Annotated in this window: 10 protein-coding genes; all 10 read left to right on the top strand. The window is 58.7% G+C overall.

The genetic code is table 11. From position 1 onward, the window contains the following. Positions 1-11: 11 nt before the first annotated feature. The 10 genes from NK667_RS30440 to NK667_RS30395 all read left to right on the top strand — a co-directional run bounded on the left by NK667_RS30440 (position 12) and on the right by NK667_RS30395 (position 12,827). The gene (locus tag NK667_RS30440) at positions 12-2,813 is read left to right on the top strand and encodes an LPS-assembly protein LptD (RefSeq protein WP_054616824.1); all 2,802 of its coding nucleotides are present in this window, start codon (positions 12-14) and stop codon (positions 2,811-2,813) included. Continuing rightward, complete coding sequence (surA, locus tag NK667_RS30435; protein WP_054616825.1) at positions 2,794-4,110, top strand: peptidylprolyl isomerase SurA; 1,317 nt, start codon at positions 2,794-2,796, stop codon at positions 4,108-4,110. Before NK667_RS30440 ends, surA begins: the two co-directional genes overlap by 20 nt. Next, a complete protein-coding gene (pdxA, locus tag NK667_RS30430; protein WP_054616826.1) occupies positions 4,107-5,096 on the top strand; it encodes a 4-hydroxythreonine-4-phosphate dehydrogenase PdxA in 990 nt (329 codons plus the stop codon). Before surA ends, pdxA begins: the two co-directional genes overlap by 4 nt. Beyond that, positions 5,093-5,911: a 16S rRNA (adenine(1518)-N(6)/adenine(1519)-N(6))-dimethyltransferase RsmA gene (gene rsmA / locus NK667_RS30425; protein WP_054616827.1), complete on the top strand. Its 819-nt coding sequence runs from the start codon at positions 5,093-5,095 to the stop codon at positions 5,909-5,911. The genes pdxA and rsmA overlap by 4 nt, the downstream gene beginning before the upstream one ends. 123 nt (positions 5,912-6,034) lie before the next feature. Further along, a complete protein-coding gene (gene apaG, locus NK667_RS30420) occupies positions 6,035-6,415 on the top strand; it encodes a Co2+/Mg2+ efflux protein ApaG (RefSeq protein WP_054044140.1) in 381 nt (126 codons plus the stop codon). Next, a complete protein-coding gene (locus NK667_RS30415; RefSeq protein WP_054616828.1) occupies positions 6,415-7,296 on the top strand; it encodes a symmetrical bis(5'-nucleosyl)-tetraphosphatase in 882 nt (293 codons plus the stop codon). Before apaG ends, NK667_RS30415 begins: the two co-directional genes overlap by 1 nt. A gap of 33 nt (positions 7,297-7,329) precedes the next feature. Next, complete coding sequence (glpE, locus tag NK667_RS30410) at positions 7,330-7,659, top strand: thiosulfate sulfurtransferase GlpE (RefSeq protein WP_054044142.1); 330 nt, start codon at positions 7,330-7,332, stop codon at positions 7,657-7,659. A 296-nt stretch (positions 7,660-7,955) separates the two neighbouring features. Next, a complete protein-coding gene (locus NK667_RS30405; protein ID WP_054044143.1) occupies positions 7,956-9,878 on the top strand; it encodes a PrkA family serine protein kinase in 1,923 nt (640 codons plus the stop codon). A 118-nt stretch (positions 9,879-9,996) separates the two neighbouring features. Then, positions 9,997-11,268 carry a YeaH/YhbH family protein gene (locus NK667_RS30400; protein ID WP_054616829.1) on the top strand — a complete coding sequence of 424 codons (1,272 nt, stop codon included), beginning with the start codon at positions 9,997-9,999 and terminating at the stop codon, positions 11,266-11,268. Beyond that, positions 11,265-12,827 (top strand): SpoVR family protein, encoded by a 1,563-nt coding sequence (locus tag NK667_RS30395; protein ID WP_054044145.1) that lies wholly within the window; start codon positions 11,265-11,267, stop codon positions 12,825-12,827. Before NK667_RS30400 ends, NK667_RS30395 begins: the two co-directional genes overlap by 4 nt. Positions 12,828-12,846 lie beyond the last annotated feature (19 nt).

Genomic DNA, 12,846 nt, shown 5'->3' with positions numbered 1-12,846 from the left:
GGACTAATAAGATGGCATTGAAATCCCCCGCGTTTCGTAAAAAATTTCCGTTGTTGGTTACCGGCAGTCTGCTGGCCCTGCAACCCCTAGCCACTTCCTACGTGGTCGCCGCGGAACAGTATGACTGCTCAGTCTCTGCTTCGGGTGCCTGGGACTGTGCGCCCAAGTCGCCGGCAGCTGCATTGCCGCCGCGACCCGTCCATGACGGCAGCGCAGCAGTCACCGCGAACGGCGAAGCTCCGGCCCAGAATGGCACCAGTGAAGACACTGGCGCCAAGCCTGTGCTCGTCACCGAGTCCAAGGGCCGCGGCCTGAAGTCCCGAAGCGCAGACTACAGTCACCTCGACTGGGTTCCGCGTGAGAACCTCACTGCTGCGCAGTTGGCCGAAACCGGTCCTTACTGCTCTGGTTCCTATATCGAACCAATTCGTCCTGGCATGAATGACAAGACGAATAAAAGTGACGCTCCGACCTTTATCGGCGCGAAGGCTTCGCGCTATAACACCGATGATCAAGTCGGCACGCTGGCCGGTGACGTCGTCATGCGCCAAGGCAGCATGCAGGTCGAAGCCGACGAAGCGAGCCTGTACCAGGCCGAGAGCCGTGGCGAACTGAACGGCAACGTCCGGGTTCGCGACAATGGCGCGCTGATCGTGGGCGACCACGCAGAAGTGCAACTCGACACAGGCGAAGCCAAGGTCGATAACGCCGAATACGTGATGCACAAATCCCGTATCCGCGGTAACGCGCTGTACGCCAAACGTGCCGAAAACGCGATCATCCGTCTCAAGGATGGTACGTACACCACGTGCGAACCGAACAGCAACGCCTGGCAGCTCAAGGGCAACAACATCACCTTGAACCCGGCCACCGGTTTCGGTACCGCGACCAACGTGACACTGCGAGTCAAGGACATTCCGGTCCTGTACACGCCGTACATCTACTTCCCGATCGATGACCGTCGCCAATCCGGTTTCCTGCCGCCGACCATCGGCACCGGCAGCGATACCGGCTTCATGTTGGTCACGCCGTACTACTTCAACCTGGCACCGAACTACGATGCCACGTTGTATCCGCGCTACATGAGCAAGCGTGGCATGTTGGTGGAAGGCGAGTTCCGTTACCTGACCAAGTCCAGCGAAGGTCAGTTTGGCGCCGCGTACCTGAACGACGACAACACCGATCGCAGCAAGCAGACCGATTACGAAAAAACCCGCTACATGTACAACTGGCAGCACAAGGGTGGCCTCGATTCGCGCGTACTCACGCAGGTCGACTACACCAAGATCAGCGATCCGTATTACTTCCAGGATCTGCAGACTGACCAGATTGGCGTGAAAAGCGCGGATTACGTGAATCAGCAGGGTTCCGTGACGTACCGTGGTGATAACTACACTGCTGCGGTAAATGCCCAGGCTTATCAGCTGGCAACCGTTTCGAACACCACGCCGTACAACCGCTTACCGCAGATCACCTTCAATGGTGCGCTGCCGTATCATCCAAACGGTCTGAATTTCTCGTACAACACCGAACTCGTGCGGTTTGACCGGGATCTGGAAAACGGCAACTTCAGCGACGAAGACGGCAACATCACTCCTCGCCTGGACAACAACATTCAAGGCCTGGCCCGCGCCACCGGTGACCGCCTCAACCTGGCACCGGCCGTCAGCCTGCCATTGAACTGGACGTATGGCTTCCTGAAGCCAACGCTCAAGTATCAATACACACAATATGACCTGGACCTGGATGGCACTGGCAAAAGCCAGATTGCTGCTCAAGGTGCTGAAGGCGACCGTCTCAACGGCACCTACGATCGTAACCAGAACCGTGGCGTACCCATCGCCAGCATCGACAGCGGCCTGTATTTCGATCGCAACACCCAATGGTTCGGCAAGAACTATCGCCAGACCCTGGAACCTCGCCTGTACTATCTCTATGTGCCTGAGAAAGACCAGGCCGACATTCCGGTGTTCGATACCAGCGAGTACACCTTCAACTACGCGTCACTGTTCCGTGACAACCGCTTCTCTGGCTCCGACCGCGTCGGTGACGAGAACAAGCTGTCCCTGGGCGTGACCAACCGCTGGATCGAAGACGACGGTTTCGAGCGTCAACGCATCAGCGTCGGCCAAGCGGTGTACTTCAAGAATCGTGAAGTCCAGCTGCCAGGTATCGACGTCAGGGATCGCGACGACGCAAGGTCCAAGGTTTCGCCATACGCACTGGAATACGAATATCGCTGGAACCGCGATTGGCGCACCACGGCCGACTACAACTGGGATCCGGACAGCCACAGCCCGCGTTCGGGTAGCGCGATGTTCCACTACCAGCCTGAAGACAACCCGAACAAGGTCATCAACGCCGGTTATCGCTATCGCAATGATCAGGTCCGCTTCGACCAGAACACTGGTAAATGGACTGTAGGCGGCGGCGACCTGGGTGTTGAAGGCCAGCCTGGTTTCGTGAAGGATTACTACAAAATTCAACAGCACGACTTCTCGGTAATCTGGCCGATCGTGCCGCAATGGAACGCCATCAGCCGCTGGCAGTATGACTACAACCGCAACCGTACCTTGGAAGCCTTCGGTGGTTTCGAGTACGACAACTGCTGCTGGAAACTGCGCCTGATCAACCGTTACTGGGTGGCTTATGACGAAACCAGTCAAGACGTCCAGCAAAACGAAAAAGGCGACCATGGCGTCTTCCTCCAAATTGTTCTGAAGGGACTCGGCGGCCTCACCGGCGCCAAAGTAGAGAGCTTCCTCGACAAAGGCATTCAAGGTTATCGTGAACGTGAAGACCAAGCTTTCTGATTGTCTGCGCCCGCTAGTGCTGGGCGCGCTGTTCCTGGGTACTGCGGCTAACGCCGCGGTACAGTCCATCGATAAAGTAGTGGCGATCGTCGACAACGACGTGGTCATGCAGAGCCAACTGGACCAACGGGTCCACGAAGTTCAGCAAACCATCGCCAAACGCGGCGCTGCCGTACCGCCGACCAGCGTGCTGGATCAGCAGGTACTGGAGCGCCTGATCGTCGAAAACCTGCAATTGCAGATCGGCGAACGTTCCGGCATCCGCATTACCGATGAAGAGCTGAACCAGGCCGTCGGCACCATTGCCCAGCGCAATAACATGTCGATCGATCAATTCCGCGCCGCCCTGGCCCACGACGGTTTGTCTTACGACGACGCCCGTGACCAGATTCGTCGCGAGATGATCATCAGCCGTGTGCGCCAGCGTCGTGTGGCAGAGCGCATCCAGGTGTCCGAGCAGGAAGTGAAGAACTTCCTGGCTTCCGACCTGGGCAAAATGCAGCTGTCCGAAGAATTCCGTCTGGCCAACATCCTGATTCCTACGCCGGAAAGCGCCAACTCCGACGCGATTCAGGCTGCAGCCAAGCAAGCGGATGCGGTTTATCAGCAACTCAAGCAAGGCGCTGACTTCGCTCAGTTGGCCATCGCCAAATCCGCCAGCGAAACCGCACTGGAAGGCGGCGACATGGGCTTCCGCAAAGCGGCTCAATTGCCACCTCCGTTCGATCGCATGCTGAGCACCATGGCTGTCGGCGATATCACCCAGCCAATGCGCACCCCGGGCGGCTTCATTATTCTGAAGATCCTCGAGAAGCGTGGCGGCGAGACCCAGATGCGTGACGAAGTGCATGTACGTCACATCCTGGTCAAACCAAGCCCGATTCGCGACGAAGAAAAAACCAAGGCCCTGGCTCAATCGCTCTACACCCGTATTGAAGCGGGCGAAGATTTTGGCGAGCTGGCGAAAAGCTTCTCGGAAGATCCGGGTTCCGCCCTCAACGGCGGCGATCTGAACTGGATCGACCCGAACGCGCTGGTGCCTGAGTTCCGCGAAGTGATGGCCAGAACCCCACAAGGTCAGCTGTCCAAGCCGTTCAAGACCCAATATGGCTGGCACGTTCTGGAAGTCCTTGGCCGTCGCGCCACTGACAGCACCACCCAGGCCCGTGAGCAGCAAGCGATGACCGTACTGCGTAACCGCAAATACGACGAAGAGCTGCAAACCTGGCTGCGTCAGATCCGTGACGAAGCGTACGTAGAGATCAAACTCCCTGGTGCAGACCAGGCAGCGCAGTGAAACCCAAGCGTTTCGCGCTGACACCCGGCGAACCGGCCGGCATAGGTCCTGACCTGTGCCTGCTGCTCGCCTCGCAAGCCCAGCCACACCCCCTGATTGCCATTACCAGCCGCGACCTGCTCACCGAGCGGGCCGCGCAACTGGGCGTGGTCGTCGACCTGTTGTCGGTCACCCCGGGCAATTGGCCGGACGCTCCTGCACCGGCCAACAGCCTGTACGTCTGGGATACCCCGCTCAACGCCAAGGTCACCGCCGGGCAACTGGACAAGGCCAATGCGGCGTTCGTCCTGGAAACCTTGACCCGTGCCGGCCAAGGCTGCATGGACGGGGATTTCGCCGGGATGATCACCGCGCCGGTTCACAAGGGCGTGATCAATGAATCCGGGATCGCCTTTTCCGGGCACACGGAATTTCTCGCCGACCTGACCCATACCGCACAAGTGGTGATGATGCTCGCCACGCGCGGATTGCGTGTGGCCTTGGTCACCACTCACCTGCCCCTTCGCGAGATTGCCGATGCAATCACGCCGGAGCGTCTGGAACGGGTGACGCGGATTCTGCACAACGACCTGCAAGAAAAATTCGGCATCGCCCAGCCACGCATCCTGGTCTGTGGGCTCAACCCCCACGCCGGTGAAGGCGGACACTTGGGCCATGAAGAAATTGACATCATTGAACCCACCTTAGAGTGTCTGCGCGGCGAAGGCATGGACCTGCGTGGCCCCCTGCCCGCCGACACTCTGTTTACCCCCAAATATCTGGAGCACTGCGACGCAGTGCTGGCGATGTACCACGACCAGGGCCTGCCGGTGCTGAAATACAAAGGCTTCGGCGCGGCAGTCAACGTGACCCTCGGCTTGCCGATCATCCGCACATCGGTGGACCACGGCACAGCCCTGGACCTGGCCGGTAGCGGCAAAATCGACACCGGCAGCCTGCAAGTCGCCCTGGAAACCGCCTACCAGATGGCCGAGACCCGTTTATGACCGAGCATTACCAACACAAGGCGCGCAAACGCTTTGGCCAGAACTTCCTGCACGATGCCGGCGTTATCGACCGCATCCTGCGCGCCATCCGCGCCAAGCCAGAAGACCGCCTGCTGGAAATCGGCCCGGGCCAGGGTGCATTGACTCAAGGCCTGCTCAACAGCGGCGCGCAACTGGACGTGGTTGAACTGGACAAGGACCTGATCCCGATCCTCAACCAGCAATTCGCCGGCAAGGACAATTTCAACCTGCACCAGGGTGACGCGCTGAAGTTCGACTTCAACAGCCTGAATGCCGCGCCGAACAGCCTGCGTGTGGTCGGTAACCTGCCGTACAACATCTCCACGCCGCTGATTTTTCACCTGCTGAACAACGCCGGCATCATTCGTGACATGCACTTCATGCTGCAAAAGGAAGTGGTCGAGCGTCTGGCGGCGGGCCCTGGCGGTGGTGACTGGGGTCGCCTGTCGATCATGGTTCAGTACCATTGCCGGGTCGAGCACCTGTTCAACGTCGGTCCGGGGGCGTTCAATCCGCCGCCGAAAGTCGACTCGGCCATCGTCCGCCTGGTACCTCACGACGTACTGCCGCACCCGGCCAAGGACCACAAGCTGCTGGAGCGCGTCGTGCGCGAAGCCTTCAACCAGCGCCGCAAGACCCTGCGCAACACCTTGAAATTGCTGCTGAGCAACGACGAGATCCAGGCCGCCGGCGTCGATGGCAGCCTGCGTCCCGAGCAGCTCGACCTGGCCGCTTTCGTGCGCCTGGCCGACAAGCTCAGCGAACAAGTCTTGCAGGCGCCCGCCGCCGACTGACAACCGATGAGCGTGATCGGGTAGGACGCCAGACGCGATGTCTGGTTTACTACCCGATACTTGGCCTAGACTGAATCCCATCAGTTACGCCCCGCGTCTCGCATCGTTTTTAAGGCCTCTTGCATGTCCGATCCTCGTTATCAGGTCGACGTCAGCGTCGTCACTCGCTATCTGGCAGAACAATCGCAACCCGAGCACAACCGCTTTGCCTTCGCCTACACCATCACCGTGCACAACAATGGCGAGCTACCGGCCAAGCTGTTGTCGCGGCACTGGGTGATCACCGACGGTGACGGTCATGTGGAAGAGGTTCGCGGTGCTGGCGTCGTGGGTTTGCAGCCGCTGATCCAGGCCGGTGAAAACCACACCTACAGCAGCGGCACGGTGATGACCACACGGGTCGGCACCATGCAAGGCACCTACGAAATGATCGCCGACGACGGCAAGCATTTCGATGCCGTGATCGCGCCGTTTCGCCTGGCGGTGCCCGGAGCCCTGCACTGATGGCGACGTATGCCGTCGGCGACCTGCAAGGCTGCCTCGAACCGCTGCAATGCCTGCTCAAGCAAGTAGCCTTCGACCCTGCCAAAGACACACTCTGGGTCGTGGGCGATTTGGTCAACCGCGGGCCGCAGTCGCTGGAAACCCTGCGCTTCCTCTACAGCATCCGCGAATCGCTGGTGTGCGTGCTCGGCAACCACGATCTGCACTTGCTGGCGGCCGGGCACAACATCGAACGCCTGAAGAAAAGCGACACCCTGCGCGAAATCCTCGAAGCGCCCGATCGTGCGGAACTGCTGGAGTGGCTGCGTCAGCAAAAACTCATGCACTACGACGAACAGCGCGATATCGCCCTGGTCCATGCCGGCATACCGCCACAATGGTCGCTGCGCAAAGCCTTGAAGTGCGCCGGCGAAGTCGAAGCCGCCCTGCGTGACGACAACTTGTTCGCGCCGTATCTGGATGGCATGTACGGCAACGAGCCGACCAAGTGGAACAGTGACCTCACCGGCGTGGAACGCCTGCGGGTTATCACCAACTATTTCACCCGCATGCGCTTCTGCACCAGCGAAGGCAAGCTCGACCTCAAGGGCAAGGAAGGCGCCGACACCGCGCCACCGGGTTACGCCCCGTGGTTCAAGTACAAGGAGCGCAAGACCAAAGGCCTGAAGATCATCTTCGGCCATTGGGCAGCCCTTGAAGGTAAATGCGACGAGCCCGGCATCTTCGCTCTCGACACCGGTTGTGTCTGGGGCGGCGCCATGACATTGATGAACGTCGACACCCTTGAGCGCCTCAGTTGCAAATGCGACGAACAGGGCCACGCCCAGCCGTCAGTCGCCCCACTTACTCCCGAACAAACGTCAGCCAGCGCCCAGCGCTAGACTGCGCTTTCAGCCGAGCCACAGGAGCCCGCCATGAGCGAATTCAAACGTATCCCCCCAGAACAGGCCCAGGCCCTGCGCGAACAAGGCGCAGTGGTCGTCGATGTCCGCGATCCGCAAACTTACGCCGCGCTGCACATCGCAGGCTCCAAGCATCTGGACAACGTCTCCATCTCGGATTTCATCCGCGCCGCAGACCTGGATGCACCGACGGTTGTGGTCTGCTATCACGGCAACTCCAGCCAAAGCGCGGCCGCGTACCTGATCAGCCAGGGCTTCTCCGACGTCTACAGCATGGATGGCGGTTTTGAGTTGTGGCGCACGACTTATCCCGCGGAAACTGCGCAAGGCACCTCAGAATAATTTTTTTGTAACGTGCAAGCCCCGGCCCCCGTGGGCTCGCGCGGTGGCAGACGAACGGTCTGCCACAACTAATTACGTATCTCGCCTTTACCTCCCGAATAAGCAACTATCCTTAAGCGCAGGCCATCCAAAACAGGGGAGAGCCGGTACACCGGCGCGCGGGTCATCGGGAGTAGCTTTCGGGGGAGTCAGCTCCGAAAGAGTTCTGGGGGGTAAACAGCGACTGCATATCCAGTCGCTGCCAGCATCGACTGAATGATCCGGCGTCGGCTCCACGTATCGAGCGAGGTGACGTCATGAGTATCTTTAGCCACTTCCAACAACGCTTCGAGTCCACACGCCAGGAAGAACTCTCACTACAAGAGTATCTGGAGCTGTGTAAAAAGGACCGCAGCGCCTACGTTTCCGCCGCCGAGCGTTTGCTGCTGGCCATCGGAGAACCGGAGCTGCTCGACACCTCGGCCAACTCGAGACTGTCGCGAATCTTTTCCAATAAGGTGATCCGCCGCTATCCGGCCTTTGAGGACTTCCACGGGATGGAAGAATGCATCGACCAGATCGTGTCGTATTTCCGCCACGCAGCCCAAGGCCTGGAAGAGAAGAAACAAATTCTCTACCTGCTCGGCCCCGTCGGCGGCGGCAAGTCATCCCTGGCCGAGAAGCTCAAACAGCTGATCGAGAAAGTGCCCTTCTACGCGATCAAGGGCTCCCCGGTATTCGAATCCCCCCTGGGTCTGTTCAACGCCACTGAAGATGGCGCGATCCTCGAGGAAGACTTCGGCATTCCACGGCGCTACGTGAACACCATCATGTCGCCATGGGCGACCAAACGCCTGGCCGAATTTGGCGGCGACATCAGCCAGTTCCGGGTGGTGAAACTCTATCCGTCGATCCTCAACCAGATCGCCGTGGCCAAGACCGAACCTGGAGATGAAAACAACCAGGACATCTCGGCACTGGTGGGTAAGGTCGATATCCGCAAATTGGAAGAATTCCCGCAAAACGACGCCGACGCCTACAGCTACTCGGGCGCTCTGTGCCGGGCCAACCAGGGCCTGATGGAATTCGTCGAAATGTTCAAGGCGCCAATCAAGGTGCTGCACCCATTGCTGACCGCCACACAGGAAGGCAACTACAACAGTACCGAAGGCCTGGGCGCGATTCCGTTCACCGGGATCCTGCTGGCTCACTCCAACGAATCGGAGTGGCACACCTTCCGCAACAACAAGAACAACGAAGCGTTCATCGACCGGATCTACATCGTCAAAGTGCCGTACTGCCTGCGGGTCAGTGACGAAGTGAAGATCTACGACAAACTGCTGTTCAACAGCTCGCTGGCCAAGGCCCATTGTGCGCCCGACACCCTGAAAATGCTCGCCCAGTTCACCGTGCTCTCGCGCCTCAAAGAGCCGGAAAACTCGAACATCTACTCCAAGATGCGCGTGTATGACGGCGAGAACCTCAAGGACACCGATCCGAAAGCCAAGTCGATCCAGGAATACCGCGACAACGCCGGCGTGGATGAAGGCATGAACGGTCTGTCGACCCGGTTCGCGTTCAAGATCCTGTCGAAGGTCTTCAACTTCGATCCGCACGAAATCGCCGCCAACCCGGTGCACCTGCTCTACGTGCTGGAACAACAGATCGAACAGGAACAATTCCAGGCCGAGACCCGCGAACGCTACCTGCGTTTCCTCAAGGAATACCTGGCGCCGCGTTATATCGAGTTCATCGGCAAGGAAATCCAGACCGCCTACCTCGAGTCTTACAGCGAGTACGGCCAGAACATCTTCGATCGCTACGTGCTGTACGCCGACTTCTGGATTCAGGACCAGGAATACCGCGACCCGGAAACCGGCGAAATCCTCAACCGCGTAGCCCTGAACGAAGAACTGGAGAAAATCGAAAAACCGGCCGGCATCAGCAATCCGAAGGATTTCCGCAACGAAATCGTCAACTTCGTACTGCGCGCCCGGGCCAACAACAACGGCAAGAACCCGACCTGGCTCAGCTACGAAAAACTGCGGGTGGTCATCGAGAAGAAAATGTTCTCCAACACCGAGGACCTGCTGCCGGTCATCAGCTTCAATGCCAAGGCCAGCAAAGAGGACCAACAGAAGCACAACGACTTCGTCACAAGGATGGTCGAGCGCGGCTACACCGACAAACAGGTACGGCTTCTTTCCGAATGGTACCTACGGGTCCGGAAATCGCAGTGACGCAGCGACAAGCTCCAAGCTGCAAGCGACAAGATATAAGCGCGTAAGCCCTGATATCCGGGCAACTGCTTCTACTTGCAGCTTGCAGCTCACAACTTGAAGCTGCCCGGAGGGCCCTATGAGCTATGTGATCGACCGACGTCTCAATGGCAAGAACAAGAGCACGGTGAACCGCCAGCGGTTCCTGCGGCGCTACCGTGATCACATCAAAAAGGCCGTCGAAGAGGCGGTCAGCCGGCGTTCCATTACCGATATGGAACATGGCGAACAAATCAGCATTCCCGGCCGCGACATCGACGAGCCGGTGCTTCACCACGGCCGCGGTGGCAAGCAAACCGTCGTGCATCCGGGCAACAAGGAATTCACCAGCGGCGAGCACATTGCCCGGCCACCCGGAGGTGGTGGCGGCAGAGGTCCCGGCAAGGCCGGCAACTCTGGCGAAGGGATGGATGAGTTTGTCTTCCAGATCACTCAGGAGGAATTCCTCGAATTCATGTTCGAGGACCTCGAACTGCCGAACCTGGTCAAACGCAACCTGACCGGCACCGACACCTTCAAGACGGTTCGCGCCGGCATCAGCAACGAGGGCAACCCGTCGCGGATCAACATCATCCGCACCCTGCGCTCAGCCCATGCCCGGCGTATCGCCCTGTCCGGCAGCAGCCGTGCGCGGTTGCGGGACGCCAAAGAGGAACTGGCTCGACTAAAACGGGAAGAGCCGGACAATTTCGGCGATATCCAGGAAATCGAAGCGGAAATCGAGAAACTCAGCGCGCGGATTCACCGGGTGCCGTTCCTCGACACCTTCGACCTCAAGTACAACTTGCTCATCAAGCAGCCCAACCCCAGCTCCAAAGCGGTGATGTTCTGCCTGATGGACGTATCCGGCTCGATGACGCAGGCGACCAAGGACATCGCCAAGCGCTTCTTCATCTTGCTGTACCTGTTTCTCAAGCGTAACTACGACAAGATCGACGTCGTGTTCATCCGCCACCACACCAGCGCCCGCGAAGTGGACGAGGAAGAGTTTTTCTACTCACGGGAAACCGGCGGCACCATCGTTTCCAGCGCCTTGAAACTGATGCAAGAGATCATGGCCGAGCGTTATCCGAGCAACGAGTGGAACATCTACGCCGCCCAGGCTTCCGACGGCGACAACTGGAATGACGACTCGCCGATCTGCCGCGACATCCTGATCAACCAGATCATGCCGTTTGTGCAGTACTACACTTACGTTGAGATCACCCCACGCGAACATCAGGCATTGTGGTTCGAATACGAACGCATCGCCGAAGCCTTCTCTGACACTTTTGCCCAGCAGCAACTGGTCTCGGCCGGGGATATTTACCCGGTCTTCCGTGAACTCTTCCAGCGCAGGTTAGTGACATGACCGCCAAAGAGCAGAAGCGCCAACCCATTTCCACCGGCTCCGAATGGACATTCGAGCTGATCCAGGCCTACGACAAGGAAATCAGTCGCCTGGCGGCCCGTTATGCCCTGGATACGTACCCCAACCAGATCGAAGTGATCACCGCCGAGCAGATGATGGACGCCTACGCCTCCGTTGGTATGCCCTTGGGTTATCACCATTGGTCCTACGGTAAACACTTCCTTAGCACCGAAAAATCCTACACCCGCGGGCAGATGGGCCTGGCCTACGAGATCGTCATCAACTCGGACCCGTGCATCGCCTACCTGATGGAAGAGAACACCATCTGCATGCAGGCGCTGGTAGTGGCGCATGCCTGCTATGGCCACAACAGCTTCTTCAAGGGTAATTACCTGTTCCGCACCTGGACCGACGCCAGTTCGATCATCGACTACCTGGTGTTTGCCAAGCAGTACATCATGCAGTGCGAAGAGCGCCACGGCATCGACGCGGTGGAAGACTTGCTCGACTCCTGCCATGCCTTGATGAACTACGGCGTTGACCGTTACAAACGTCCGTATCCGATTTCCGCCGAAGAAGAACGTCGTCGGCAGAAGGATCGGGAAGAGCATCTGCAGAAACAGATCAACGACCTGTGGCGCACCATTCCAAAAGGAGCGGACAAGTACAGCGACAAGGACAACGCACGTTTCCCCGCCGAACCGCAGGAAAACATCCTGTACTTCATCGAAAAACACGCGCCGCTGCTGGAGCCGTGGCAGAGGGAAATCGTGCGGATCGTGCGCAAGATCGCCCAGTATTTCTACCCGCAACGCCAGACCCAGGTGATGAACGAAGGTTGGGCGACGTTCTGGCACTACACGCTGATGAACGACCTGTACGACGAGGGCCTGGTCACAGACGGCTTCATGATGGAGTTCCTGACGTCCCACACCAGTGTGGTGATGCAACCGGGCTTCGACAGCCCTTACTACAGTGGTATCAACCCCTACGCCTTGGGTTTTGCCATGTACCGGGACATCCGGCGCATGTGTGAACACCCGACCGAAGAGGATTACCGCTGGTTCCCGGAAATCGCCGGCACCGATTGGTTGTCGACCATCAAATTCGCGATGAGCAGCTTCAAGGATGAGAGTTTCATCCTGCAATACCTGTCGCCCCAGGTGATCCGTGACCTGAAGCTGTTCAGCATTCTCGATGACGATCAGAAGGACGACTTGCTGGTCCCCGCCATTCACGATGAACCCGGCTACCGGACCATCCGCGAAACCCTGGCGGCCCAGTACAACCTGGGCAATCGCGAACCCAACGTGCAGATCTACAGCATTGATCGACGTGGCGACCGCTCATTGACCTTGCGTCACCAGCAACATGACCGCAAACCACTGGGCGAATCCACCGAGGAAGTGCTCAAGCACCTGCATCGGCTGTGGGGCTTCGACATTCATCTGGAAACCCTGCAAGGCGACCAGGTGATGAAAGTCCATCACGTACCGCCCAGAAGTGAACACGCCGAGGGGGATTACGGTCGGCTCGACCTGGCTGTCATTCACCTTTGATTTGGTTTCTGCCTCCGGA

It is taken from the genome of Pseudomonas nunensis (assembly GCF_024296925.1).
Lineage (GTDB): Bacteria > Pseudomonadota > Gammaproteobacteria > Pseudomonadales > Pseudomonadaceae > Aquipseudomonas > Aquipseudomonas nunensis.
Note: the sequence above shows the minus strand (reverse complement) of the source record. Positions and strands in the feature narration are given on the sequence as shown.